This window comes from Natronoarchaeum mannanilyticum (assembly GCF_039522665.1).
Taxonomy (GTDB): domain Archaea; phylum Halobacteriota; class Halobacteria; order Halobacteriales; family Natronoarchaeaceae; genus Natronoarchaeum; species Natronoarchaeum mannanilyticum.
Genome location: NZ_BAAADV010000001.1, coordinates 499,217 through 523,919 on the forward strand (window position 1 = coordinate 499,217; position 24,703 = coordinate 523,919).

Here is a 24,703-nt window from a genome sequence, read left to right on the forward strand (position 1 = left end):
AGGTTTAACAACGTTATGCCACAGGTAGCCGTCTACACCGCGACCGAGAACGAACTGGGGGCCATCCAGCGCGCCGCGGGCGAGGTCGAGGCGGACCTCGCGGTGCGCTCGGAGGGCGACCTCGACGATCTCGCTGACGTCGACGCGTTCGCCGACGAGATCGTCGGGCGGGGAGAACAGGGCGACGGGAGCGGAGCGGACGGCGAGCGGGCCGACGCCGCCGTGTTCTGGCTCCACGGCGCCGAGGACAGCATGCCGGGGTACGAGCACGCCGTCGAGCGCGTGCGCGAGGCGGGCGTCCCGCTGGTCGTCAAGGCGACCGGCGACGCGTTCGCCGTCGAGGACACCAGCGTCGACGCCGACGCCCGGGGGACCGCCTGCGAGTATCTGGAGCGGGGCGGCGCGGCCAACGTGGCGAACCTCGTTCGCTATCTCGTCGACGAGTTCGGCGACGAAGAGCGGGCGTACGACGAGCCCGTCGCGCTGCCGACCGAGGGCGTCTACCATCCCGACCATCCGGGCGCCAGCTACGAGGAGTTGCGGGCGACGATCGACGACGATAGCCCGACTGTCGGCGTCTGGTTCTACGAGTCCCACTGGACCCACGAGAACGTCCGGTACGTCGACGCGCTTGTACGGGCGATCGAGGCCCAGGGCGCCGACGCCCTGCCGATCTTCTGTAACCCGGCCACGGATACGGACGAGCAGGAGGACGCCGAGTGGGTCACCGACGAGTGGTTGCTCGACGGCGAGAGCGAGGACGCGGAGCCGGTCGTCGACGCCGTGCTCTCCTCGTTCATGTTCTCGCTGTCGATGGACGAGCGCGGCAGGAGCGCGAGCGACGAAGGGGATTCGGCCGAGGACGTGTTCCTCGACCGGCTGGGCGTCCCGGTGCTCCAGACGATCACGACGATGCGCTCGCGGTCGCGCTACGAGACCTCGGATACCGGCGTGATGGGCTTCGAGCTCGCGCTCTCGGTCGCGCTGCCGGAGTTCGACGGCAACGTGATCACCCACCCGATCTCGGGCAAGGAGCGCATGGACGACCGGGGGGAGATCGGCACCGTTCCGAAGCAGCACTTCCCGATCGACGACCGCATCGACCACGCCGTCCGGCTCGCGGTGAACTGGGCGGAGCTGCGCCACACGCCCAACGAGGACAAGCGGGTCGCCGTCGTCCTGCACAACTACCCGCCGAGCGACGACGGCATCGGGACGGCGTTCGGGCTCGACAGTCCGGAAAGCACCGTCAACCTGCTGGACGAGCTAGCGAATCGCGGTTACGATCTGAACGGTAAAACTCCTGAGAGCGGCCAACAGCTCGTCGAGACGCTCACCGCGCAGCTCACGCTGGACGACCGGTGGGTCGCGCCCGAGGACGTCCGCGACCGGTCGGTCGACGTCGTCTCGCCCGATCAGTACGCGGAATGGTTCCAGGATGCCGACGACCGCTTTTGCGAGAACGTCGTCGAGGAGTGGGGTGAGGCGCCCGACCGCCCGTTCGCCATCCCGGGCGTCGAGTTCGGCAACGTGCTCGTGACGGTCCAGCCCCCGCGCGGGTTCGGGATGGACCCCTCGAAGGTGTACCACGACTCGGACCTCCAGCCGCCCCACGACTACGTCGCGTTCTACGCGTGGCTGCGCAACGAGTTCGGCGCGGACGGCGTCGTCCACCTGGGCACGCACGGTTCGCTGGAGTGGCTGCCGGGCAAGACGGTCGGCCTGAACGGCGAGAGCGCCCCCGATCAGCTGATCGACGACCTGCCGAACGTCTACCCCTACATCGTCAACAACCCCGGCGAGGGGACCCAGGCCAAGCGCCGGTCGTACGCCGCGGTCGTCGACTACCTGACGCCCGTGATGTCCAACGCCGGGACGTACGAGGAGATCGCCGAGCTGGAAGAACTCGCGAGCCAGTATCGCGAGGCCGGAATGGAAGACGCCCGCGCGGACGACGGCGAGCACCTCGAAGCGCTCATTCGAACGAAGGTCGACGAGCTGGACCTCGCCGTCGAGCTCGGCATCGAGGGCGAGATTTCGGAGAAGGCGGACGTACGCGGGCCCGACGAAGCCGGCTCGACGCTCGCCGAGGGCGAGGTCGAGGGTGACGCCGTCGGCGACGATATCGCTATCGAGGAACTCGTCGAGCGCATCCACGAGTACGTCACCGACGTGAAGACGACCCAGATCAGGCTTGGGCTCCACACGATGAGCGAGCCGCCCGAGAGCGACAGGCTCGTCGAGTATCTCGTCGCGCTGACGCGGCTGGAGAATCCGGGCGCGCCGAGCCTCCGCGAGAGCGTCGCGGGCGTGCTCGGCGTCGATTACGAGCGGATGCTCGATTCGCCCGGCGAGTACGACGATGCTCTCGGGATGACCTACGCCGAGGCCGCCGACGAGGTCCACGAGACGAGCAAAGCGCTCGTCGAGACGCTCGCGGAGTACGACTTCGACCTCCCGGCGTCGGAAGCCGAGGCCGGCCCCGACGACGAGGTCAACATGAACCTGCTCGTCGTCGACGTCGACACGGTCGGCGACGGTCGCGCCAAGTCGGGTGCCCACGACGACCTGCGCGACGTCCTCGCATTCATCTGCGAGGAGGCCGCGCCGCGCGTGCGGGGCGCCGAAGACGAGATTCCGAGAACGGCGGACGCGCTGGCCGGCGAGTACGTCCCGCCGGGCGGGTCGGGCGCGCCGACGCGGGGCGGCGTCGACCTGCTTCCCACCGGCCGCAACTTCTACACGCTCGACCCCCGGAAGGTGCCCGCGAAAAACGCCTGGACGGTGGGGCAAGAGGTCGCCGAGGGCGTCGCGGAGCGCCACCGGGACGCCGAGGGCGAGTACCCCGAGGAGATCGGCGTCGTCGCCTGGGGGACCCCCACCGTTCGGACGCGCGGCGAGACGATCGCGCAGGTGCTCGCCCTGATGGGCGTCGAACCGCAGTGGACCGACGCCGGGCGGGTCGACGGCGTCGAGCCGATCCCCCTCGACGAACTCGGCAGACCCCGGATCGACGTCACGACGCGCGTCTCCGGGCTATTCAGAGACGCGTTCCCCGCCGCGGCGGGCGTGATCCACGACGCCGTCGACGCCGTGGCGGATCTCGACGAACCCCACGAGATGAACTACGTGAAAAAGCACGTCGAGGAGGACGCCGAGCAGCTGCTCGCGGACGCCGATGGCGAGGCGGACGACACCGGCGACGCCGACGAGACGCTCGACGCCGAAGCTGCGCGGAGCGCGGCGAAGCGGCGCGTGTTCACGACCCGGCCGGGCGGCTACGGCGCCGGGACGAACAAAGCGGTGGACGAGGGCAACTGGGACGACCGCTCGGACCTCGCGGAGGTGTACGTCCAGTGGGGCGGCTACGCGATGGGCTCGCGCGGGAAAGTTTCAGAAGCGCACGACGCCTTCGAGCGCCGCCTCGGCAACGTCGACGCCACCGTGAAGATCGAAGACACGATGGAGCAAGACGAGTTCGACTCCTCGGACTGGTACGCGTTCCACGGCGGCTTTATCACCGCGGTCTCGGAGGTCTCGGGCGAGGAGCCGGCGTCGTACGTCGGCGACTCCTCGGACCCGGACAACGTCGACGTGTACACCAACGAGGAGAAAGTTCGCAAGGCGATGCGCGCCCGCGTGCTGAACCCCGAGTGGCTCGACTCGATGGAGGAACACGGCTACAAAGGCGCCGGCGACCTGTCTCAAACTGTGGACGTCGCGCTCGGCTGGGACGCCACGACGGGTGTCGTCTCCGATCGGCTGTGGGAGGAGGTCGCCGAGAAGTTCGCGTTCGACGACGATAGACAGGAGTGGATGCGCGAGGTCAACCCCTGGGCGCTGGACTCGATCACCGACACGCTGCTGGAGGCGATCGATCGCGGCCTCTGGGACGCCGACGCCGAAACCAGGGATCGGCTGCGCGACCTGAACCTGGATGTGGACGGCGATCTGGAGGCGCGCGCGTCCGCCGACGCTCCGGAGGTGACGAGCGATGACGACTGACGCCGACGCGGAGGCGTCGGCCGAAGACGGTCAGGACCAGTACGCCGACCTGGGCGCCACGACGCGGGACGCCATGGAGATCGCCGAGACGAGCATGGAGATCGTGCGCCAGTTCGTCCCCGACGAGACGCTCGCCGACCGAGTTCGCCAGAAGTCGGTCCACTCGATGGGCGATATCGAGTTCCAGCACCTGCTCCGGTTCACAGGTGAAAACGAGGACGAACCGGTCCGGGCGGGTGCCCGCGCGGTGCTCGACGAGGCGACGATCGTCACCGACATCACGATGGCGAAGGCGGGCGTCACGTCGCGCGGGCACGACTGCGACCGGCGCAAGGCGATCGGATCGGGCGCCGAACTGGCCGCAGAGACCGGGATGACCCGCACCGCGGCGGCGATGCTCGAACTCGACCGAGAGGGCGCGTTCGAGGACGCGATCGTCACGATCGGAAATGCCCCGACCGCGGCGCTGGCGCTGGCCGACTGCATCGAGCAGGGCACCAGGCCCGCCGTCGTCGTCGCGACGCCGGTCGGCTTCGTCAAGGCCGAGGAGAGCCGCAAGCGCATCCGCGAGGTCTGCGCCGAGCGCGGCGTCCCCGCGATCACCAACGTCGGGAAGCGCGGCGGCAGCGGCCTCGCCGCGGCGCTGACCAACGAGTTGATCCACGTCGCGAGCGACGCCAGGGAGGGCGAGCTCTCGATCGAAGCCGGGGCGGACTGATGGGCGAGGACTACGACCTCGACGCGGGACCCGATCCCGCCGGGTTCGCCGCGGCGGCGCCCGAGCGAGACGCCGCCGGGCAGGCTGCCGATCCGGTCTACGCCGTCGGCATCGGTCCCGGCAACCCGGAGTACCTCACGCCGCGGGGCGAGCGAGCGATCCGCGAGGCCGACGTCGTCGTCGGCTTCGAGACGGTCGTCGAGTTCGTGGCCGACCGGACGGACGCCGACCTGCTGACGTGTGGCTACCGCGACGAAGCCGAGACCCTGGAGCGGTTCGCCGAGCGCGTCGCGGCCGGCGAGGCGGGGACGGCCGCGCTGATGGGCGATCCGAACCACTCGGGCTACCAGTTCGTCGGCAAGGTCGAGCAGGCGGTCGGCGCGGAGCGGCCAGTCAGGGTCCTTCCCGGCATCTCGTCGCTGCAGGTCGCCGCCAGCAGGGCGCGAACGCCGATGGAACGGACGACGTTCGTCACGCTGCATCGGAGCGGCGATCTGTCGGACGATCTCGAACGGCTCCGCCGCGACGCCGGCGACCGCCACCTGCTCGTGCTCCCGCGCCCCTACGACTGGATGCCCGGCGATATCGCCGCCCACCTCCTCGACGCGGGCGCCTCGGCGTCGCTCGACGTGCTCGTGCTCGAACGGCTGACCCACGACGACGAGGCGGTCACTCGGACCACGCTGGGCGAGCTATCGGCCCACGCGAACGGTTCAGGACCCGGGGAGACGCCGTTCTCCGATCTTAGTGTGCTGGTCGTCCGGGCGGACTGAGGGCGGGCGACCCCCACCGACCAAAACATATTTTGTGACCGGCGCCGAGTCGTTTAGCAAAGGAACTTGGGTTAGTTAAACTGAACTTGACTAACCTGCCGGATACCACTCATGACATCGGAAACACTGCTGCTCGTCGGCCGCGATACGGGATACAGCCGCGACGTCTTCGAGACGCACGCCGAACGACTCGCCGGGCGTATAGCAGTCGACGAGGTCGAGGTGGCGACCTACGAGAGCGAACCGGTCCGCGAGCTCCGTGATCGGCTGCGGACGGTGCCGGGCGACCGGGTGTACGCCGTCCCGCTCTGTGCCGCCCACTCCCACGAGACCCTCGACGGCGTCCCGGCCGCGCTGTCGTACGTCCCGGGCGAGGTTCGCTACTGCGAACCGCTCGGTCGGAGCCCCGCGGTCACTGACGTTCTCCGGGATCGGGGCAACGACCTCGTGACCGCCGACGAGGACGCCACGCTCGTCCTGGTGGGCTTCGGCAGCAGCTCGAAGCCGTACCACCGCCAGACCGCCGAGTACCACGCCAGCCGCCTCCGCGAGCGGTCGGCGTACGGCGAGGTGCTGACCTGCTATCTGCTGCAGAATCCTGCCGTCGAGTGCGTCCGGTACAACGTCTCGAACCCCCGGGCCGTCGCGGTGCCGCTGTTCGCCGCGCGCAGCGAGGCGACCGAGCGCCGCGTCCCCGAGGAGCTCGAGCTCGACCGCGGCGGCATCGAGTACGCCGAGCCGCTCGGCGAGCACCCACGGATCACCGACGCGCTCCACGCCGAGATCGCGAAGCAGCGCGCGCTGGCGACCGACGTCGACGCGGCGGAGCAGTCCTTCGAATCGGAGCTGCTGCAGACGCGGCGTCCGGTCGCGACCGACGGGGAAGGGCCGACGTGAGCCGACCGATGCGTTCCGCCCGGAGCGATACGGACGCGGATCGCGACAGATTCGTGCCCCCGCGGCGCCGAGGTGACGCATGAACGGCTTCGTTCTCGGCGGCACGCGATCGGGCGTCGGCAAGACCGTCGCGACGCTCGCGGTCCTCCGCGCGCTCGAAGCGTCGGAAAGAACTGTCCAGCCGGCGAAGGTCGGCCCGGACTTCATCGACCCGAGCCACCACGAGGCGGTCGCCGGCCGCCCGTCCCGGACGCTCGACCTGTGGCTGCAGGGCGAAGACGGGCTCCGACGCAACTACCGCCGCGGCGAGGGCGACGTCTGCGTCGTCGAGGGCGTGATGGGGCTGTACGACGGCGACGCCTCCAGCACGGCGATGGTCGCCGCGGCGCTCGACCTGCCGGTCGTCCTCGTCGTCGACGCGAAGGCCGGCATGGAGAGCGTCGCCGCGACGGCGCTGGGGTTCCGGCAGTACGCCGAGCGGGCCGGCCGCGACGTCGACGTCGCGGGCGTGATCGCCCAGCGCGCCCACGGCGGTCGCCACGAGGCGGGGATCCGCGACGCCCTGCCCGAGGAGCTGACGTACCTCGGCCGGATCCCGCCGACCGACGAACTGGAGATCCCCGATCGCCACCTCGGGCTCCACATGGGCGAGGAGTCCCCGATCGACGCCGACGCGCTGGACGCCGCCGCCGAACACCTCCGGGTCGAGCGACTACTCGAACTCGCGCGGGCGCCGACGGCGCCCGACGCCGGGGGCGCATCCGCCGCTTCGTCGGGAACGGGACGCGAGCGGACCGAAAAGCGCGTCGCGGTCGCTCGCGACGAGGCCTTCTGCTTCTACTACCCGGCGACGATCGAACGGCTCCGCGAGCGCGCCGAGATCGTCACGTTCGCGCCGACCGACGGCGACGACCTCCCCGACTGCGACGGCGTCTACCTCCCCGGCGGCTATCCGGAACTGCACGCGCCGACGCTGGCCGAGAGTCCGGCGCTCGATCGGCTCGCCGAGCGCAGCGCCGACGGGCTGCCGATCCTCGGCGAGTGCGGCGGCCTGATAGCGCTCTCGGAGTCGCTGACGACGACCGACGGCGAGCGCCACGCGATGGCCGGCGCGCTGCCGGCCGACGTGCAGATGCACGACCGGTACCGGGCGCTGGACCACGTCGAGCTGGAGGCCAAATCGAATACGCTCACCGCCGTGAGCGGGGCGACGCTCCGGGGCCACGAGTTCCACTACTCCAGCGCCGACGTCGACGCCGACGCCCGGTTCGCCTTCGACGTCGTCCGCGGCGACGGCATCGACGAGGGCCGGGACGGGCTCACCGAGCACCGGACGCTGGGGACGTACTGTCACGTCCACCCCGAGAGCGGCGCGTTCGACGCGTTCGTCGACTCGCTCTGAGCGACGCCGATCGCCGGTCCGGTTTTCACGGATACACCCCTCGAACCGCCCACGGAGCGGTCGTTGCCGTCCGATCCTAATCGTCGGTACGTTCGGGGACTCGACGCAATTCTATATCGCGGTATGTGATTTATACCGGTCCGACCCCGGTCTCCAAAATCTGCGTAAAGATAGTAAGATCCCTGTCGTCAGGCCCACTCCAGCCCGGCGGGACCGATCCGCGCCGTCTCCTTCAGGGCGTCTTCCTCGCGGCCGACGTGTTCCTCGGCCCAGACCGCCATCGTCTCGGCGAGTTCGTCGACCACGTCGGGATGCTCGTCGGAGATGTCGTCTTGCTCCCACGGATCGTCGATCACGTCGTAGAGCGCGACCTCCGGGAGCCGATCGGCCCACTGGCCGGGGTGATACGTCCGGACGAGCTTCCAGCGCTCGGTCCGCACCGCGCGCTGGGCGGTGTACAGCCCGTGGTCGACGACGACGAACTCCCGGCTCTCCGCTCCCGCGTCTGCGACCGCCGGCCGCAGCGACCGACCCTGCCACCGCGCCGGGCGTTCGACGCCGAGGTAGTCGGCGACGGTCGGCGCGAGATCGACGTTCGTCACCAGGTGATCGCGGGCGCCCGGCGAGACGTCGGCGTCGGCGGGCGGTTTGACGAGCAGAGGGATCCGCTGGGTGCCGTCGTGCGTGCTCCAGTGCTCGCGGTAGAGCCCGTGCTCGCCGAACTCCTCGCCGTGATCGGCGGTGACGATCACGAGCGAGTCCTCGTAGAGCCCCCGATCCTTCAGGAACGCGGCCAACCGACCGATCTGTCGGTCGACGTGGCGGATCTCCGCGTCGTACTCGGCGAGCAGCGCCGCGAGGTCGTCGCGGTCCGATATCCCCTGCTCGGACGCCGACCGCCACCGGTCCCACTCGCGGTGTTCGGCAATCTGCGCCTCCGTCGGGTGGGGCGGCATCGGCGGATCGGCGAACGCGGCGACCTCCTCGTCGGTCCTGTTGTACGGCGCGTGAGGGTCCCAGTACTGGACGTACAGGTAGAACTCCTCGCCGGCGTGATCGTCGAGAAAGTCGAGGGCGAGATCGGTGACGTCCGCGCCGCGGGGCGTCTGGAAGTACTCGCCGTCGCCCGGCGGCTCCTGGGGCTGGTAGAACTCGTGCCAGAGCTGGTAGAACCACGGCGCCGGATGGCGGGGGAACGAGGAGACCGCGCCCGTCGCGATCCGCTCGTGGAACAGCGACTCTGGCAGCGTCCGCCAGTCGGGGTGGTACGCGCCGTCCGACCGGTGGTGCGGGGAGTTGATCGCCCGGGCCTGCGGACCGTGCGAGGCGACCCCGTTGTGGATGCCGTAGCGACCGGTGAGCGTTCCCGCCCTGGAGGGCATACACGGGGAGTTCGCGGCGTAGGCGTTCTCGAATTGAACGGCGTCCGCGGCGATTTCGTCGACGTTCGGCGTCGTGTCGCCCTCGTACCCGTACGCTCCGACGTGGTCCGGCCGGAGCGAGTCGACGTCGATGTGGATGACCGGCATCGTCCGTGCGTCGACGGATCGGCAAAAAAGGATTACGACGGACGCGACCGCACGCGCGGGGCTTTTACCGCCGCGCGCGCTACGGTGACGATATGGTGCAGAACGTCGCCGGGGTGTTGCCCGAGCTCGAGCCCGAGGACTTCCACCTCCTGTCGGGGATCGAGCAGGGGATGCGCTTCTCGGAGTGGGTCGCCAAGGAGAAGATCCCGAAGTTCTCCCGGCTGACGGCCGAGGAGGTCGACTACCGGATCGACCGGTGTCTCGACCGGGACCTGATCGAGCGCAAGACCATCCAGTACGAGGGCTACACCCTCAAGTTCGAGGGGTACGACGCGCTGGCGCTGCACAGCTTCGCCGAGCGCGACACGATTTCGGGCTTCGGCGCGTCGCTCGGCGTCGGCAAGGAAAGCGACGTCTACGAGGTCCAGTCCTACGAACCGATGGCGCTGAAGTACCACCGCGAGGGGTACACCAACTTCCGCGAGGTGATGAAAGAGCGCGATTACACGTCCGACCGCGACCACGTTTCGTGGCTCTACACCGCGCGGAAGGCCGCCGAGCGCGAGTTCGAGTCGCTGGAGGCGCTGTACCCCCAGGTCTCGGTGCCCCGTCCGATCGGCCAGAACCGTCACGCCATCGTGATGGAGAAGATCGACGGCGTCGAGCTCTCGCGGACCAAACTCGAAGACGACCAAGTCCGGCCGGTGCTGGGGCTGATCCTCCGGGAGATGCGCGACGCGTACGACGAGGGGCGGGTTCACGCCGACATGAGCGAGTACAACGTGTTCGTCTCCGAGGACGGGATCACGATCTTCGACTGGCCCCAGGCGATCCCGACCGACCACGAAAATGCGGAAGAGTTCCTGGAGCGAGACGTCGAGAACATCGTGGGCTACTTCCGTCGGAAGTATCCCCAGCTCGTCGGCGACGCGGACGTCGAGGCGCTGGGGGCGGCGCTGGCCGACGGGTCGTACGACTCCGTCGGGGAGTTCGTCGACGAGTAGCCTATTTTTTGCGATAGCAGCCATCTCCGGGGCGAATCTGTGGACCTGCCGAGAGACGCCCGTTCAGGGAATAAACCATATATCGCGATAGCAAATCGTCGGGGCGGTGCCGATCCGCGGGGGGAACTGGAGGGCTGGTCTGTACGAGGAATCGGTTGTGAGCGGCTATAGACGGCCGAAACAGCGGGATCCGCCGAGGTCGTCAACTTATCGTCCGGAAGACATATACCAGACGCGCCGGAGCATCTCGATATGTTCCTCCCCGCATACCGAGCGAACGACGGTGCACTAACCGCCAGCTCCACGACGAATCCCACCGCGAGCTACGGGGGTGCGTGATTCGATGCGTTCGAACGCCGGTTCCGAGTCCGAAGCCGTCTTCGAGTGCCTCGCCGAGAAACGGCGACGTGACGTCGTCGCGGCGCTTCGAGGCCGCGGTGCGGCGTCGCTGCGCGAACTCGCGGATTCGATCGCCGACCCGAACGACAGAACGGAGCGCGTCGAACTCGAACTCCACCACCGCCACTTGCCGAAGCTGGCCGACGCGGGGCTCGCGGAGTACGATCCGGACGATCGTACGATCGAACCGTCCGAGGGGACCGCTGCGGCGGACGTCGTCGCACGGACCGTAGAACAGTGCGGGGCGCTGTGTCCGGACGCCGAGCCGACGCGGAGCGACCGCGCGCGACTCGAGTGAAGAGAGTCGCTCGTTACTCTTCGAGAGCGTCCTCGGCGGACTGACCCTCGTAGACGACCTTCTCGAGGGCGTCGAGGATCGCGGTGGGGTCGTCGCGCTGCCAGACGTTGCGGCCGACCGCGAGGCCGCTCGCGCCGGCGTCCATCGCCGTCTCCACGGTCGAAAGGAACTCGTAGTCGCTGGTCTTCGAGCCGCCGCTGAGGACGACGTTGGTGTTACCCGCCGCGTCGACGGCCCACTCCATGGCCTCGCCGCTGCGAGGGTACTTCACCTTGACCAGGTCGGCGCCGAGTTCGAGGCCGATCCGCGTCGCGTACGCGATCGTCTCGGGCTTGCGGTGCTCCTTGATCGCCTGCCCGCGGGGGTACGACCACATCGCGACCGGAAGCCCCTCCTCGCGGGCCTCTTCCTGGACTTCCTGGAAGTCCTCGAACATCTGGGGCTCGGTGTTCGTGCCGGGGTACACCGTGTAGCCGATGGCGTCGGCGCCCATCTCCGCGGCGTACTCGACGGACCACGTCTGGGGCGAGTAGGGTTCGCCCATCCAGAGGCTGCTGGAGCCGTTACATTTCGCGAGGAGGTTCACCTGGTCGTCGTAGGAGGGGTAGTACTGCTCGGCCAACCCCTTCTGGACCGCGAACGCCGTCACGGCGTCGTGGGTCGCCATGTCGAACACCGTCGACGGATCGAGACGGTCCTCGACGCCGGCGAACGCGCCGGGGCCGTGTTCCAGGCCGTGGTCGTGTGCGAGGATGATCGATTTGCCGTCGCGGGCGATCGGGGAGTCTGCGGGCACAGTCATGTACAATCATAACTAACGATTCTCGATCACTAAATACTACTGAACGTGATTGTTTCGTACAGTTATCGAGAGGGAATATCGGAGTTCGTTCGAAATCGTGCGGGCGCCGGCCGGATCGGCGCTGCCGGCGGTCAGGAGAACAGCTTCTTCAGCCGGGCGACCAGGCCGCCGTCCGACGAGCGGTCGGCGGATCGGGAGCCGGCGTCCGCGGTCGGCTCGTCGGCGCTCGACGCCGCTGCGGCGTCGTCCGACGTAGCCGACCCGTCCGCGGCGTCGTCCGCGTCGGCCTCGTCGCCGGCCGCTCCGGCGTCCTCGGCGGACGCCGCGTCGGCGTCGCCCTCGACGCGCTCGATCGCCTCGTCGATCAGGCCGCCGGCGTCGTTGACGCCGTCCTTGACCGAGCCCTTCACGACGACCTTGCCGTCGAAGCGGTCGGTCTGGACCGACGTGTCGGCCGCGATGAGCACGGCGTCGGCCTCGGCGATCGCGTCGGACGGGATCTCGTTTTCGGTTCCCATGGCGCCCTGGACCTCGACGTGGATCTCGTGGCCGCGTTCCTCGGCGGTGGTCTCTAAGTTCTCGGCGGCCATCTGGCTGTGCGCGATGCCGGTCGGACACGCTGTGACGGCTACGAATTTCATGATTCTTGATCTAGGATACGGCGTACGTCCCCTTTAGTGCTTGCCGCGAGCGCCCGGTCCGCGACGTCGCGGGCGTCGGCAGTGTCTATTTCCTCTACCTGCGCCTTCACGTCCGGGATCGTCACGGCGCTCATGCTCAGCTCGTCGAGACCGAGCCCGACGAGCAACTCCGTCAGCTCCGGGTCGCCGGCCATCTCGCCGCACATCCCGATCCAAGCGTCGTTGTCGTGAGCGGCCTCGACGGCCCGGTCGATCGCCCGCAGCACCGGCGGGTGGCGCGGGTCGTGGAGGTGCGCGACGGCGTCGTTCTCGCGCGCGGCGGCCATCACGTACTGGGCGAGGTCGTTCGTCCCGATGCTGAGGAAATCCACGCGCGCGGCGAACTCGTCGGCCATCAGCGCGGCCGCGGGCGTCTCGACCATGACGCCGAGCTCGGGCACCGCGTAGTCGACGCCCGCCTCGTCGAGATCGCTCGCGATCTCGTCGACCCGTTCGAGCGCGGCGTCGAGCTCCTCGACGGTCGCCACGAGCGGGAACATCACCGACAGCGTCCCCGCGCCCTCGGCGGCGGCCCGAAGCAGCGCGCGCAGTTGCGTCTCGAACAGGTCGCCGTCGTCGCCCAGCGACCGCCGGATGCCGCGGTTGCCCAGGAACGGGTTCTCCTCTTCGGGCAGATCGAGGTACGGGACGGGCTTGTCGCCGCCCACGTCCAGCGTGCGGACGACGACCCGCCCCTCGGGGAACGCGTCGAGCGCCTCGGCGTACGTCTCGACCTGCTCGTCCTCGTCCGGCGGCGACTCGCGATCGAGGAAGAGGAACTCGGTGCGGTAGAGGCCGACGCCGTCGGCGCCCTGCGCGTCGGCGCCCTCGAGTTCGGCGGAGGTGCCGAGGTTCGCGGCGACCTCGACTTCGCGGCCGTCGGCGGTCTCGACGCGCTCGGCCCTGACGTCGACCTCGCGCTCGGTCGCGACGCGCTCGCGGGTCTCCTCGTCGGGATCGACGATCACGGCGTCGTTCTCGGCGTCGACGGCGACGTCGGCGCCCTCCTCGATCTCCGCGAGGGCGTCGCCGACGCCGACGACCGCCGGGATGCCCAGCGACCGCGCGAAGATGGCGGCGTGGGAGGTGCGCCCGCCGGTCATCGTCGCGAAGCCGGCGACCCGTTCGGGGTCGAGCTGTGCCGTGTCGCTGGGCGTGAGCCGCTCGGCCAGCAACACGGTGCCCTCGGGGAGCTCGGCGAGGTCGATGCGCTCGCCGCCCGAGAGGATCCGGAGGAGCCGGTCGCGGATGTCGCGCATGTCGTCGGCGCGCTCGGCCATCATCCCCTCCATCCCCTCGAACTGCTCGATGGCGGCGTCGAACGAGCGGGCGACGCCGGCCTCCGCGGCGGCGCCGTCGTCGATCGCGTCCTCGACGCCGTCGGTGATCTGGGGGTCGTCGAGGAACTGCAGGTGCGCGTCGAACACGGCGGCCTCCTCCTCGCCGACGCGCTCGGCGGTGCGCTCGCGCTCGGTCTCGAGTTCCTCGCGGGCGGTCGCGCGCGCCTCGTCGAACCGCTCGCGCTCGGTCTCCGGGTCGGCGGCAGTCACGTCCTCCGGGTCCGGGTGCTCGCCGGGGCGGTACCAGCGCGCGTTCCCGAGCCCCGACAGCGGCGTCACGCCGACGCCGTCGAGCGTCTCACTCATACTCGTCTTCCGGCGTCGTGAGGACGTCTTCGAGCGCGTCGATCGCCGCCTCCTCGTCGGGACCGTCGGCCGCGAGCACGACGTCCTCGCCGGACTTGACGCCCAGTCCCGTGACAGCGAGCATGCTCGCGGCGTTGACCGGCTCGTCGCCGTTGGCGGCGACGGTGATCTCGCTGTCGTACTCGTTTGCCGTCTCGACGAACTTCGAGGCCGGGCGGGCGTGCAGACCGTCCTCCGGGACGACCGTGACGGTGCGCTCGATCATTGTTCGACCGCCTCCAGCACGATCTCCTGGACGCGCTCTTTCGATTCGGCCTCGTGGAGATCGTCGCGCGTCTCCTCGTGCATCAGCGAGCGAGAGAGCGAGCTGAGCATCTGGAGGTGCTCCTCGCCGCCCTCCTCGGGGACCAGCAGCATGAAGATCAGCGTCGCCGGCTCGTCGTCCATGGCGTCGAAGTCGATCCCGTCGGGGACGCGCGTGAACGCGATCGTCGGCGAGCGGACAGCCGCGCTTTTCGCGTGGGGGATGCCGATCCCCATGCCGACGCCGGTCGTCGCTTCCTCCTCACGTTCGAGGAGATCTTCGAGAGCCTGCTCGCGGTCGGAGACGCGGTCGGCGTCGACCGCGAGGTCGAGCAGGAACTCGATGACGCCGCGCTTGTCGGCGGGCGCGCCTTCGAGAGCGATCAGATCTGTCGTCAGCGGGGTGTGTTCCGAGTCGGAGTTCATACGTGTATAGTGGGTTTGATGTTGTAAATAGGACCGTGGTAAGCGGTCGAGTCGATCAGGCCGCGGCGCCGGCCTCCGGTTCGTCGGCGGTCGCTTCTTCGTGGTCGGGCTTGAGCATCGCGACCAGGCCGGCGGTCACGAGCGTACCCAGCGCGATGCACGCGAGGAAGCCGATGATGTTCTCGGCGACGAAGATCACGAAGATGCCGCCGTGGGGCGCGGGCATCCCGACGCCGAGGCCCATCGCGGAACCGGCGGCGACCGCGCTCCCGACCATGATGCTCGGGATGACACGGAGCGGGTCAGCGGCGGCGTAGGGGATCGCGCCCTCGGTGATGAAGGAAAGTCCCATCGGCACGGCCGCGATGGCGTTTTCCTTCATCTCGGGAGCGAACTTGTGGGGCGCGACGAAGTTCGCCAGCGCGAGGCCCAGCGGCGGCGTCATGCCGGCGATCATCACGGCGGCCATCGGCCCGTAGATGCCGTCGGCGACCAGCACGGTGCCGAAGACGTACGCGACCTTGTTGACGGGGCCGCCCATGTCGAAGGCCATCATCGCGCCGAGGATCAGGCCGAGGATGACGGCGTTCGAGCCCTGCATGCCTTCGAGCGTGTTGGTCAGCGCGGTGTCGGCCAGCGCGATCGGGACGCCGAGCACGAGGATGACCAGCGGCGCGAGCAGCGCTGTCGTGAACACCGGGATCACGAGGATCGGCATCATCGGCTGGACCGACGACGGCACGTTCCATCCCTTCATCCACTTGGCGACGTAGCCCGCGAGGAGACCGGCCACGATCGCGCCGAGGAAGCCGGCGCTGGCCCCCTCCGAGGAGATGCCGACCAGCTCGCCCGCCTGGACGATGATCGTCGTCTGTTGGATCGCGTACGCGAGGATGAACCCCGGTGCGAGCCCGGGTTTGTCCGCGATTGCGTACGCGATGTATCCCCCGAGGACCGGAATCATGATCGTCAGCCCGAGACCGCCGACCTGACCCAGGAACCATCCGAGCGATCCGGGGTGCTGGAAGACCGTTTCCGTGTCGCCGACCGTCCACGGTAGTTCCGCCACGAGGAACGCCAGCGCGGTGAAGATCCCGCCGATCGTGACGAACGGAATCATGAAGGAGACCCCCGTCATGAGGTCTTCTTTCACCGAAGTGACGTGCGAGCGCAGCCTGTTTTCTGCCTGGTCTTTGGTTGCCATTGTCGCTCTGGAAGCTAGTACTTCCACATATGCAAAAGTATTTTCGGACGTGATTGTTTACTACTGTTCTGTCCCCGGCAGGGGTCGATATCGTTCACGATAGGGGAGACGCCATCGCAGAATCGCCGCCTAAGTCGCTCTCTCGGCATCGAGTAGCAATATTTGCGAGACTGCGTATCGTCATCACGTACCAATACCTGCAGAATCAATCACCCGAACGCCACACACCGGCAGTTTACTTCCGATACGTCCCGATTCGAGCGCCGATATGCCGCATATCGATATATTCCGATCACGTACGATCGAAAGAGGTGATAAACAGTTATAGCGGTGGGTCCCAACGTGTCGAACGAACGGACGACTCATGCTACCGGAAGCACGCCAGCGAAAGATCGTCGAACTCGTCTCCGAGCGGGACGGCTGTTCGGTCGAGGAACTCTCCGAGAAGATGGACTGCTCGAAGGCGACGATCCGCCGGGATCTGAACGAGCTCGCGGATCGCCAGCTGATCGAGCGCTCACACGGCGGCGCCGTCCCCGCGACGTCGGTCGGCCAGGAGCAGACGTACCGCCAGAAGGAGGTTCAAAATCTCGACGGCAAGGTCGCGATCGCCGAGCGGGCGGTCGAGGAGGTCCACGACAACCAGGTCGTGTTCTTCGACGCCGGCTCGACGACGATGCAGGTCGCAAAGCAACTGCCCGCCAACGACACCGTGCTGGCGGTCACGAACTCCCCGCTGCAGGCGATGGAACTCGACGACGACGGCACCGAGGTCAAACTCACCGGCGGGTCGCTGCGCCGCCCGACCCGGGCGCTCGTGGGGCCGAGCGCCGAGCGGTTCATGGAGCGGATGACGTTCGACGTGCTATTTCTGGGAACGAACGCCATCGCCGCCGACGGCGGGCTGATGACGCCCAACGAGGACGAGGCGCGGATCAAGGAGCTGATGATCGAGAAGTCCCACCGGGTCGTGCTGGTCGCCGACGGGTCGAAGATCGGCGAGCAGAGCTTCATCAGCTTCGCCGACATCGCCGACATCGACGTGTTCGTCACCGACGCCGACGTGCCGAGTGACCTCGCCGAACAGTTCGAGACCGACGACGTCACGCTCGCGGAGGTACGATGATCGTCACCGTGACGTTCAACCCGGCGGTCGACCACACCATCCAGGTCGACGCCATGCCGGCGCCGGGCGCCGTCGCGCGCACCGACCGGGCGCAGTTCGACGCCGGCGGCAAGGGGATCAACGTCTCGCAGTACCTGACCGGGCTGGGCGCCGACACCGTCGCGACGGGGCTGGTCGGGGACTTCCTCGGCGAGTACATCCGGAGCGAGCTCGACGACGCGGAAATCCCGGCCGATCTCGTCGAGATCGACGGCAAAACCAGACTTAACACGACGATCCTCTCCGACGACGGCGAGTTCAAGATCAACCACGACGGGCCGACCGTCGGCGCCGCGGTCGTCGACGACGCGATCGACGCGATCGAGCGCCACGACCCCGAAATGTGTCTGGTCGCCGGGAGCCTCCCGCCGGGGCTCGGACCCGGAGCCATCGATCGGATCGCCCGCGCGGGCGAGTGGGACGCCGTCGTCGACGTCGGCGGCGCGACGCTCCAGGAACTCGACGCCGACTACGCGCTGTGCAAGCCCAACTGGGAGGAACTCGCCGCCGCCGTCGACCGGCCGGTCGAGACAGTCGAGGACTGTCTCCTCGCCGCGGACGCGCTCCGCGAACGGGGATTCGAGCGCGTCGTCGCCTCGCTGGGCGCCGACGGCGCCCTGCTGGCGAGCCCCGACGCACTTGTTCACGCCGCCGCGTTAGACGTCGAGGTCGCCGACACGGTCGGCGCCGGCGACGCGATGCTGGCGGGCGTGCTCTCGGAACTCGTCGACGAGGGAGACGAGCGGGCGGCGCTGCGCCGCGGCGTCGCCGTCGCCTCGCGAGTCGTCGCGAACACCGGGACGACGGTCCCCTCGTTCGCGGAGCTGGACGCCGCGGCCGACCGCGTCGAACTCACCGACTACTCCTCGCTGCGCGAGTGAGCGGCACGTCCGTTCTCATCGAGTCGTCCACTACGTCGCCGCGCCGTCCACGACGCCGCCGCGCCGTCCGAGTCGTCTACCGCACTGTCAGTTCTACGGCCGCTCACCCGCCGAGCCGCTCCTCCAGCTCATCGATCATCTCGGGCGACCCGAAGAAGGTCGGGAGCCGCTGGTGGAGCCCCTCGGGTTCGACGTCGAGGATACGCTCGTGGCCGGTCGAGGCCGCCCCGCCGGCCGATTCGACGACGTAGGCCACCGGGTTCGACTCGTACTGCAGCCGGAGCACGCCGTCGGGCCGCGAGCGCTGGGCCGGATAGCCGACGATGCCGCCCTTCGCGAGCAGGTGCTGGACGTCGGCGACCATCGCGCCGGTGTACCGGAGCTTCGTGCGGTGGTACAGATCGTCGGCGAACTCGGCGACGGGGTCGAACCACGTGTCGGGCCCGCCCGCGAACCCCCAGATGGCGTTTTCCTCGGCCAGCGAGACCGGCGTCGAGTCGACGATCTCGCCGTCCGAAAGGACGTACTCGGTCGCCTCGCCGTCGACCGCGACGGTCAGCGTCGTCGTCGGGCCGAACACCAGTACCATCCCCGCGATCAGGTCGTCGCCCGTCGCGGGGAGCTCGCCGTCGTACACCGCCAGGATCGTTCCGACGGTCGTGTTCGACGCCAGGTTCGAGGAGCCGTCGAGCGGGTCGGTCGCGACGGCGAGCCCGCCGCCGACGTCCGCGATTTCCTCGCGCTCCTCGCTGGCGAACGCGCCGACGCCGTCGATCGGCGCCAGCACCTCGTAGAGCAGTTCGTCGAGTTTGCGGTCGGCGAGCGACTGCTCGTCGCCGCTGGGGTTCGTCCCGCTTTTCGCCCCTCGGTGGTCGCCCAGGGCCGCCCGCAGTTCGGGCGCGACCTCGACCACCGCGTCGACGACCTCGTCGACGACGCCGCTCATCGCGCCTCCGTGCCGGCTCGTCCGTCCGCGGATCGCTGTTCGGTCATGCGAGAGTCCACTCCGTGCGCCCACTAACCGTTTGCGGACGCGCTCGTTTTCGTTCGGTCGACGCGGGAACGCCGGACGATCGGTCAGATCGGACGGTGCAGCTCCGGGCACCTGTCGCGTCGGCCGTACTACAACAGCAGCGAGATGATCGCCAACACGAGGAAGATCAGCACGAACACGCGGGCGATGTCCATCGAGACGCCGGCGACGCCCCGGGCGCCGACGGCCGCCGCGATGATCGCCAGCACGAAAAACAGGATCGCCCACTGCAGGAACTCTCCCGTGAGCTGAACCGGGAGCGCCTGCGCGGCGACGGAGAGGCTCACGCGCGATCACCTCGATGCACGGGACGCTGTGGTGTCCGCGAGTCGAACCCCCGCCGTGACGGACTGCGTGCCATCGACATACTGGCAGGTTCGCCGAGATCGGACTTTGTAACGGCCCGGTTATCGCCGGAAATCCGCGATTACTCGGCGTGACGCCCCCGCGGAGCGGGCGGGACGACCGGTGCCGTGAGAGAACACGCGGCCCCCGACGGGGCGGGTTTCGAAGCCCTTATGCGCCGAACCGGACAAGAATCTCCCACTCGCTGGACGACACGGGCACCAGCGGGCACCTGCCGCACGCGCGACAGGACGGGATGTGGCCGGACTGCCGGCTGAACCACGCAACGCCCGTGGTGATAACCATGGCACGAAGCTTCTACTCGCACATCAAGGACGCCTGGAAGGATCCGGGCGACGGACAGCTCGCGGAACTGCAGTGGCAGCGCAAGCAGGAGTGGCGCGATCAGGGCGCAATCGAGCGCGTCGAGCGCCCCACCCGCCTTGACAAGGCCCGTGAACTGGGCTACAAGGCGAAGCAGGGCGTCGTCGTCGCGCGCGTCAGCGTCCGCAAGGGCTCTGCGCGCAAGGTCCGACACAAGGCCGGCCGCCGAACGAAGCGCCAGGGGGTCAACCGCATCACGCGGCGCAAGAACCTCCAGCGCATCGCCGAGGAGCGCGCCAGCCGCAAGTTCCGCAACCTGCGCGTCCTGAATAGCTACTGGGTCGGCGAGGACGGCAGCCAGAAGTGGCACGAAGTCATCCTCATCGATCCGAACCACCCCGCGATCGAGAACGACGACGAGCTCAACTGGATCTGCGACGACACCCACCAGGGTCGCGCGTTCCGCGGCAAGACCAGCGCCGGCCAGCGCGGCCGGGGTCAGCAGAACCGCGGCAAGGGTACCGAGCACACCAAGCCCTCGATCAGCGGCGACCGCAACCGCGGCAAGTAGACGCCGCCTTCGATTTTCCGTATTTTTCGGCCCCGTAGCCGCGGCGCCGCGCACCGCGCTGATAACGGGGTCTCACCGTCGCGCCCGCTACGCGGCCGCCCGCAGCGCTCGCTACGGCACCGCCGCCAGACCGTTCGATCGGCAAACAAGTTCAAGCGTGATGACGACAAACGCTCGCCATGGGCACGGACGAACTACCGTCGGGGACGCGGATGGGACGGGTGCGGCTCCGGGTGAACGACGTCGACGAGCAAGTCGAGTTCTACCGCCGGGTCGTCGGCGTCCCGACGGTCGACCGCGGGGACGGTCGAGCGACGCTACGAGCGGGCGAGGAGACGCTACTGGAACTGATCGAGGACCCCGAGGCGCCCGACCGACCGCGATCCGCCGCGGGGCTGTTCCACGTCGCGATCAGGGTGCCGGACCGGGACGCGCTCGCGGACGCGCTGGCACGGGTTCGCGCGGAGTGGACGCTGAGCGGCGCCGCGGACCACGACGCCAGCGAGGCGCTCTACCTGACCGACCCCGAGGGCAACGGGATCGAACTGTACTGCGACCGACCGCGCGAGGAGTGGCCCCGCGTCGAGGACGGCCGGGTCGACATCGGCACCGCACCGCTGGATATGGACTCGCTGGCGGGCGGCGACGCCGACGCCGCGCTCCCGCGGGGGACCGACGTGGGGCACGTCCACCTGGAGGTGTCGACGCTCGCGCCCTCGCGGTCGTTCTACGTCGACGCGCTGGGCTTTGACGTCTCGGGGACGTTCGACGACGGCGCCGCCTTCCTCGCGGCCGGCGACTACCACCACCACCTGGCGCTCAACACCTGGAACGGCCGGACCGAGCCCGTCAGCGAGCACCGGGGGCTGGTCGGGTTCGACGTCGTCGTTCCGGACGCCGAGGCGATGGCGGCGACGCGGCGGCGCCTGGAGGGTCACAGCGTCGCCGTCGAACGTCGGGGCGATCACCTCCGCATCGAGGACCCCGACGGGATCGGCGTTCGGGTGACCACGGGGTAGCGTTCGCGGCGAGACGCCGCTGTCCATCGAGCGCGGCGAGATGCCACGCGGGTGCGGCGTCCGGACGCCGCGCTCGCACGAGCGCCTGGGCGTAACGCGCTCACGAGCGCGTCCCCCTTTTCCGACTGGCGCCGCAACGTGGTGGTATGAGTCAACAGGCCGCCGAGCGGATCACGGTGTACGCCGACTACGTTTGCCCGTTCTGCTATCTGGGACGGCAGTCGCTCGATCAGTACCAGGACGAGCGCGACGAGGAACTGGAGATCGACTGGCACCCCTTCGACCTGCGGTCGGGCAAGCGCGGGCCCGACGGCGAGATCGACCACTCCGTCGACGACGGGAAGGACGAGGAGTACTTCGAGCAGGCCAAGGAGAACGTCCGGCGGCTCCAGGAGAAGTACGACGCCGAGATGGAACTGGAGCTCTCCCGCGACATCGACTCGCTGAACGCGCAGGTGGCATCCTACCACGTCAAAGGGAACTACGACTACGATCAGTGGCTCGAGTTCGACGAGGCCATCTACGCCGCGCTGTGGCAGGACGGCCGCGACATCGGCGAGCCGGACGTGCTGGCCGACATCGCGGAGGACGTCGGCCTCGACTCCGAGGAGATCAGGGACGCGATCGACGACGACGGGCTGCGCGATGAGCTCACCCAGCAGTTCTCCGTCGCCCAGCAGCAGGGCGTCACGGGCGTCCCGACGTTCGCCTACGAGGGGTACGCCGCGCGCGGCGCCGTCCCGCCCGAGCAGCTCCGGCGGCTGGTCGAAGGCGAGTAGCGGCGTCGAAACGAGGGCGCCGCCGAGTCAGAGGAACGCCTGCCCGCCGAGAACGAACAGCGCGGTCGAGATCAGCGCGAACAGTCCGGCGACGAACAGCTTGAGCGTGGTCGTGTCGAGCGCGTCGGCGACGTACGGGGCGATCTGGCCGCCGGTAGCGGCCGCCGGAGCGGTGAACACGACCATGTTCCACGGCGTCGTCGCCAGATTGATCCCGCCGTGACCGACGAGTCCGCCGCCGAACACGTGCGTGAGCGACGCGATGATCGCGGTGGTGGCGACGACGATGTGGTTCGTCCCGATGGCGACCCGCACCGGGATCGACGAGGTGAGCATCGAGACGATGCCGATCTCGCCGATGCCGAAGCCGGCGACGCCCTGGAACACGCCGCCGAAGCCGTAGGTCCCGAATCGCCGCAGATACCCCGACCGATCGTAGCGGTACTCGTTGCCGTTCTTATCGACGCGCGTCACGTTCCCGTCGTCAACCGCGACGCCCGCGACGCCGAGCTTGTCGGCGTCGTCGGGGAGCACGCCCTCGGTTCCGCCGTCGGCAGCGGTCGCGGGGGCGTCGCCGCCGTCCGGTTCTGGATTCTCGTGATCGAGATCGAGCCGGAACAGCAGGACGGCCGAGAGCACGAGTACGCCGCCGAGCAGCAGCTGAAACACCGGTTCAGGCAGGAAAAACGACATGAGCGCGCCGCCGATCACCAGCGGCAGCGCGCCGGCGACGATCGCCACCGACAGCCTGCGATCGACCAGCCCGTAGGAGATGAAGGCGATCGAGGAACTCGAGAGCCCGAACGATTCGCTGATCAGGCCGATCTTTACGATCGTCTGGGAGGAAAGCGGCTCGGCGAACAGCGGGAACACGAAGATCAGGAACGGGACGAACAGCGCCGCGCCGCTGATCCCGACCGTGTTCACGATTGTCGCGCCCAGCAGGAAAAACGGGAACAGCCACCAGTACTCGAGCCAGTAGTCGACGCCGGCGTTCGCCGGCGTGGGGGCCGCGAAGTACACGAGTCCGATGAACACCACGGGCGCAGCGAACACCAGCATGTGCTGATACCGCAGGAACGCGGCGACGATTCGATCGAACGACGGCGACGATGGGAGTGTCACGGACAGTAGCCGACCTTGAGCGGATCGACCCGAAAAAAGGCGGCGCTCTTCCCCGATTGTAATCATTTTCGAGGCGATAATGGCCCAACCGGGCGAAACGCTCAGTGTCAGGCGTAGCCGTCCGGCGCGAGCTCCGGCTTCGAGATGTCGCCCAGCCCCTGGACGACCTCCATCGCGGTGACCAGGTCGGCCTGCGAGATCGTCCCGACGATATTCTCGCCGTCAACCACGACGACCCGATCGGTGCGCGACTCGGCGAACAGCTGTAAGGCGTCGAACGCGTCGGCGTCGATGCCGACCGTCGGCGGGTCGGCGCGCATCACGTCGGCGACGCGGCTGGCGTCGCGCTCGGCCGGCGGGACCGACCGAACGTCGTCGAACGTCACCAGCCCGACCAGGCGCCCGCCGTCGACGACGGGGTAGCCCGTCGAGCGCTCGGCGACGAGCCGTTCGAGCAGCGCCTGGACCGACTCGTCGGCGTCGACCGCCTCGCCGCGGTCCGAGAGCAGGTCGCAGACGGTGATCCCGCGGAACAGGTCACGGAGCGCCGTGGTGCGGGACTCGGCCGTCGCGGCGACGTAGACGAACATCGCGATCAGCACGAGCATCGGCGCGAAGCTGAGGATGCCGAGGATCGCCATCACGACGGCGAAGCCCCGGCCGACCGCCGCGGCGGTCTGAGTCGCCGAGACGTACGGCCGCGAGCGGGCGAGCAGCGCGCGGAGGATCCGGCCGCCGTCCATCGGGAATGCGGGCACCATGTTGAAGATCGCCAGCGAGAGGTTGGCGACCGCGAGCCAGCCGACGACGAAGATCGCCAGCGGCGCCGACGCGGGGACGATCTGGAGAACGGCGCCGAAGCCGACGGCCAGGAGCAAACTGGTGATCGGTCCGGCGACGGCGATCCAGAACTCCACGTTCCAGTCCTCGGGGAGCTCGTCCATGTGGGCCATCCCGCCGAAGATCCACAGCGTGATCGACGCGATGCCGACCTCGAAGCGGCGAGCGGTCCACGAGTGGCCGAGCTCGTGGAGCAGGACGCTGGCGAACAGTCCGACGGCGCCCGCGCTTCCCAGGAGCAGCGGCGTCTGCCCGGCTTCGATCGCGGCCTCGTCGATGCCGTGTGGCGACAGCGACTCGATCACGCCGGCGTAGACGCCAATCTGGTCGGGACGGCTGAGCAGCCACGCCAGCGCCGGCAGAAAGACCAGCAGGGTGACGTTGATCCGGATCGGGATCCCCGTCACCGATCCGATCGTGTAGTTGCGCATGCTGCCGTGGTTGGCGCGGCCGGCGGTTATAGCTGGTCATCGCGCCGGAATCTCGCCGGCCGATCGGCCGCCACGATCGTCGGCGGGCTGCCGACACGCGACCG

Annotated in this window: 23 protein-coding genes; 12 read left to right on the forward strand and 11 right to left on the reverse strand. The window is 68.9% G+C overall.

Annotation, left to right across the window (positions count from 1 at the left end):
• The first annotated feature begins 15 nt into the window (after positions 1-15).
• The 5 genes from ABDZ81_RS02685 (at position 16) to ABDZ81_RS02705 (ending at position 7,795) form a co-directional block, all read left to right on the forward strand.
• The gene (locus ABDZ81_RS02685) at positions 16-4,005 is read left to right on the forward strand and encodes a cobaltochelatase subunit CobN (RefSeq protein ID WP_343772299.1); all 3,990 of its coding nucleotides are present in this window, start codon (positions 16-18) and stop codon (positions 4,003-4,005) included.
• Entirely contained in the window at positions 3,995-4,723 is a 729-nt protein-coding gene (locus ABDZ81_RS02690; RefSeq protein WP_343772300.1) for a precorrin-8X methylmutase, read from the forward strand. Before ABDZ81_RS02685 ends, ABDZ81_RS02690 begins: the two co-directional genes overlap by 11 nt.
• Positions 4,723-5,496: a cobalt-precorrin-7 (C(5))-methyltransferase gene (locus ABDZ81_RS02695; protein ID WP_343772301.1), complete on the forward strand. Its 774-nt coding sequence runs from the start codon at positions 4,723-4,725 to the stop codon at positions 5,494-5,496. The genes ABDZ81_RS02690 and ABDZ81_RS02695 overlap by 1 nt, the downstream gene beginning before the upstream one ends.
• A 111-nt stretch (positions 5,497-5,607) precedes the next feature.
• The gene (locus ABDZ81_RS02700) at positions 5,608-6,393 is read left to right on the forward strand and encodes a CbiX/SirB N-terminal domain-containing protein (RefSeq protein WP_343772302.1); all 786 of its coding nucleotides are present in this window, start codon (positions 5,608-5,610) and stop codon (positions 6,391-6,393) included.
• 79 nt (positions 6,394-6,472) lie between these two features.
• Complete coding sequence (locus ABDZ81_RS02705) at positions 6,473-7,795, forward strand: cobyrinic acid a,c-diamide synthase (RefSeq protein WP_343772303.1); 1,323 nt, start codon at positions 6,473-6,475, stop codon at positions 7,793-7,795.
• A 188-nt stretch (positions 7,796-7,983) separates the two neighbouring features.
• Here the strand turns inward: ABDZ81_RS02705 and ABDZ81_RS02710 are convergent, their stop codons facing one another.
• Positions 7,984-9,324, reverse strand: coding sequence for a sulfatase family protein (locus ABDZ81_RS02710; RefSeq protein WP_343772304.1), 1,341 nt, complete (start codon positions 9,322-9,324; stop codon positions 7,984-7,986).
• A gap of 92 nt (positions 9,325-9,416) precedes the next feature.
• Here ABDZ81_RS02710 and ABDZ81_RS02715 point away from each other — a divergent pair, with 92 nt between their 5' ends.
• Positions 9,417-10,328: a serine/threonine-protein kinase RIO2 gene (locus ABDZ81_RS02715; RefSeq protein WP_343772306.1), complete on the forward strand. Its 912-nt coding sequence runs from the start codon at positions 9,417-9,419 to the stop codon at positions 10,326-10,328.
• A 343-nt stretch (positions 10,329-10,671) separates the two neighbouring features.
• Complete coding sequence (locus ABDZ81_RS02720) at positions 10,672-11,025, forward strand: DUF7344 domain-containing protein (protein WP_343772307.1); 354 nt, start codon at positions 10,672-10,674, stop codon at positions 11,023-11,025.
• Between the two features lie 13 nt (positions 11,026-11,038).
• Here ABDZ81_RS02720 and ABDZ81_RS02725 read toward each other — a convergent pair whose 3' ends face one another.
• The 6 genes from ABDZ81_RS02725 to ABDZ81_RS02750 form a co-directional block, all read right to left on the reverse strand.
• Entirely contained in the window at positions 11,039-11,827 is a 789-nt protein-coding gene (locus ABDZ81_RS02725; RefSeq protein ID WP_343772308.1) for a class I fructose-bisphosphate aldolase, read from the reverse strand.
• A gap of 131 nt (positions 11,828-11,958) precedes the next feature.
• Positions 11,959-12,468 carry a PTS fructose transporter subunit IIB gene (locus tag ABDZ81_RS02730; RefSeq protein WP_343772309.1) on the reverse strand — a complete coding sequence of 170 codons (510 nt, stop codon included), beginning with the start codon at positions 12,466-12,468 and terminating at the stop codon, positions 11,959-11,961.
• Complete coding sequence (gene ptsP, locus ABDZ81_RS02735; RefSeq protein WP_343772310.1) at positions 12,465-14,153, reverse strand: phosphoenolpyruvate--protein phosphotransferase; 1,689 nt, start codon at positions 14,151-14,153, stop codon at positions 12,465-12,467. Before ptsP ends, ABDZ81_RS02730 begins: the two co-directional genes overlap by 4 nt.
• Positions 14,146-14,415 carry a phosphocarrier protein HPr gene (gene ptsH1 / locus ABDZ81_RS02740; protein WP_343773359.1) on the reverse strand — a complete coding sequence of 90 codons (270 nt, stop codon included), beginning with the start codon at positions 14,413-14,415 and terminating at the stop codon, positions 14,146-14,148. Before ptsH1 ends, ptsP begins: the two co-directional genes overlap by 8 nt.
• Positions 14,415-14,882 carry a PTS sugar transporter subunit IIA gene (locus tag ABDZ81_RS02745; RefSeq protein ID WP_343772311.1) on the reverse strand — a complete coding sequence of 156 codons (468 nt, stop codon included), beginning with the start codon at positions 14,880-14,882 and terminating at the stop codon, positions 14,415-14,417. Before ABDZ81_RS02745 ends, ptsH1 begins: the two co-directional genes overlap by 1 nt.
• Positions 14,883-14,937: 55 nt before the next feature.
• A complete protein-coding gene (locus ABDZ81_RS02750; RefSeq protein ID WP_343772313.1) occupies positions 14,938-16,086 on the reverse strand; it encodes a PTS fructose transporter subunit IIC in 1,149 nt (382 codons plus the stop codon).
• A 364-nt stretch (positions 16,087-16,450) separates the two neighbouring features.
• On the opposite strand from ABDZ81_RS02750, the gene glpR reads away from it, so the two are divergent.
• Both glpR and pfkB read left to right on the forward strand, forming a co-directional pair.
• Complete coding sequence (gene glpR, locus ABDZ81_RS02755; RefSeq protein WP_343772314.1) at positions 16,451-17,212, forward strand: HTH-type transcriptional regulator GlpR; 762 nt, start codon at positions 16,451-16,453, stop codon at positions 17,210-17,212.
• Entirely contained in the window at positions 17,209-18,132 is a 924-nt protein-coding gene (gene pfkB, locus ABDZ81_RS02760) for a 1-phosphofructokinase (RefSeq protein WP_343772315.1), read from the forward strand. Before glpR ends, pfkB begins: the two co-directional genes overlap by 4 nt.
• Positions 18,133-18,235: 103 nt before the next feature.
• Here the strand turns inward: pfkB and ABDZ81_RS02765 are convergent, their stop codons facing one another.
• Both ABDZ81_RS02765 and ABDZ81_RS02770 read right to left on the reverse strand, forming a co-directional pair.
• A complete protein-coding gene (locus ABDZ81_RS02765) occupies positions 18,236-19,078 on the reverse strand; it encodes a class 1 fructose-bisphosphatase (protein ID WP_343772316.1) in 843 nt (280 codons plus the stop codon).
• A gap of 176 nt (positions 19,079-19,254) precedes the next feature.
• Positions 19,255-19,452, reverse strand: a complete 198-nt coding sequence (locus ABDZ81_RS02770) for a DUF1328 family protein (protein ID WP_343772317.1) — start codon at positions 19,450-19,452, stop codon at positions 19,255-19,257.
• 362 nt (positions 19,453-19,814) lie between these two features.
• Here ABDZ81_RS02770 and ABDZ81_RS02775 point away from each other — a divergent pair, with 362 nt between their 5' ends.
• From ABDZ81_RS02775 to ABDZ81_RS02785, 3 genes are all read left to right on the forward strand, one after another.
• Complete coding sequence (locus ABDZ81_RS02775; RefSeq protein ID WP_343772318.1) at positions 19,815-20,405, forward strand: 50S ribosomal protein L15e; 591 nt, start codon at positions 19,815-19,817, stop codon at positions 20,403-20,405.
• Between the two features lie 179 nt (positions 20,406-20,584).
• The gene (locus ABDZ81_RS02780) at positions 20,585-21,424 is read left to right on the forward strand and encodes a VOC family protein (protein ID WP_343772319.1); all 840 of its coding nucleotides are present in this window, start codon (positions 20,585-20,587) and stop codon (positions 21,422-21,424) included.
• A gap of 146 nt (positions 21,425-21,570) precedes the next feature.
• Positions 21,571-22,203 (forward strand): DsbA family oxidoreductase, encoded by a 633-nt coding sequence (locus tag ABDZ81_RS02785; protein ID WP_343772321.1) that lies wholly within the window; start codon positions 21,571-21,573, stop codon positions 22,201-22,203.
• A 27-nt stretch (positions 22,204-22,230) separates the two neighbouring features.
• Here ABDZ81_RS02785 and ABDZ81_RS02790 read toward each other — a convergent pair whose 3' ends face one another.
• Entirely contained in the window at positions 22,231-23,265 is a 1,035-nt protein-coding gene (locus ABDZ81_RS02790; protein ID WP_343773360.1) for a TSUP family transporter, read from the reverse strand.
• 170 nt (positions 23,266-23,435) lie between these two features.
• Positions 23,436-24,599, reverse strand: a complete 1,164-nt coding sequence (locus ABDZ81_RS02795) for a site-2 protease family protein (protein WP_343772322.1) — start codon at positions 24,597-24,599, stop codon at positions 23,436-23,438.
• Positions 24,600-24,703 lie beyond the last annotated feature (104 nt).

Excerpts from the sequence above, each read along its gene's own strand:
- ABDZ81_RS02685 (WP_343772299.1), top strand. The coding sequence starts at position 16 with ATGCCACAGGTAGCCGTCTACACCGCGACCGAGAACGAACTGGGGGCC.
- ABDZ81_RS02690 (WP_343772300.1), top strand. The coding sequence starts at position 3,995 with ATGACGACTGACGCCGACGCGGAGGCGTCGGCCGAAGACGGTCAGGAC.
- ABDZ81_RS02695 (WP_343772301.1), top strand. The coding sequence starts at position 4,723 with ATGGGCGAGGACTACGACCTCGACGCGGGACCCGATCCCGCCGGGTTC.
- ABDZ81_RS02700 (WP_343772302.1), top strand. The coding sequence starts at position 5,608 with ATGACATCGGAAACACTGCTGCTCGTCGGCCGCGATACGGGATACAGC.
- ABDZ81_RS02705 (WP_343772303.1), top strand. The coding sequence starts at position 6,473 with ATGAACGGCTTCGTTCTCGGCGGCACGCGATCGGGCGTCGGCAAGACC.
- ABDZ81_RS02710 (WP_343772304.1), bottom strand. The coding sequence starts at position 9,324 with ATGCCGGTCATCCACATCGACGTCGACTCGCTCCGGCCGGACCACGTC.
- ABDZ81_RS02715 (WP_343772306.1), top strand. The coding sequence starts at position 9,417 with ATGGTGCAGAACGTCGCCGGGGTGTTGCCCGAGCTCGAGCCCGAGGAC.
- ABDZ81_RS02720 (WP_343772307.1), top strand. The coding sequence starts at position 10,672 with ATGCGTTCGAACGCCGGTTCCGAGTCCGAAGCCGTCTTCGAGTGCCTC.
- ABDZ81_RS02725 (WP_343772308.1), bottom strand. The coding sequence starts at position 11,827 with ATGACTGTGCCCGCAGACTCCCCGATCGCCCGCGACGGCAAATCGATC.
- ABDZ81_RS02730 (WP_343772309.1), bottom strand. The coding sequence starts at position 12,468 with ATGAAATTCGTAGCCGTCACAGCGTGTCCGACCGGCATCGCGCACAGC.
- ptsP (WP_343772310.1), bottom strand. The coding sequence starts at position 14,153 with ATGAGTGAGACGCTCGACGGCGTCGGCGTGACGCCGCTGTCGGGGCTC.
- ABDZ81_RS02745 (WP_343772311.1), bottom strand. The coding sequence starts at position 14,882 with ATGAACTCCGACTCGGAACACACCCCGCTGACGACAGATCTGATCGCT.
- ABDZ81_RS02750 (WP_343772313.1), bottom strand. The coding sequence starts at position 16,086 with ATGGCAACCAAAGACCAGGCAGAAAACAGGCTGCGCTCGCACGTCACT.
- glpR (WP_343772314.1), top strand. The coding sequence starts at position 16,451 with ATGCTACCGGAAGCACGCCAGCGAAAGATCGTCGAACTCGTCTCCGAG.
- pfkB (WP_343772315.1), top strand. The coding sequence starts at position 17,209 with ATGATCGTCACCGTGACGTTCAACCCGGCGGTCGACCACACCATCCAG.
- ABDZ81_RS02765 (WP_343772316.1), bottom strand. The coding sequence starts at position 19,078 with ATGAGCGGCGTCGTCGACGAGGTCGTCGACGCGGTGGTCGAGGTCGCG.
- ABDZ81_RS02775 (WP_343772318.1), top strand. The coding sequence starts at position 19,815 with ATGGCACGAAGCTTCTACTCGCACATCAAGGACGCCTGGAAGGATCCG.
- ABDZ81_RS02780 (WP_343772319.1), top strand. The coding sequence starts at position 20,585 with ATGGGCACGGACGAACTACCGTCGGGGACGCGGATGGGACGGGTGCGG.
- ABDZ81_RS02785 (WP_343772321.1), top strand. The coding sequence starts at position 21,571 with ATGAGTCAACAGGCCGCCGAGCGGATCACGGTGTACGCCGACTACGTT.
- ABDZ81_RS02790 (WP_343773360.1), bottom strand. The coding sequence starts at position 23,265 with ATGCTGGTGTTCGCTGCGCCCGTGGTGTTCATCGGACTCGTGTACTTC.
- ABDZ81_RS02795 (WP_343772322.1), bottom strand. The coding sequence starts at position 24,599 with ATGCGCAACTACACGATCGGATCGGTGACGGGGATCCCGATCCGGATC.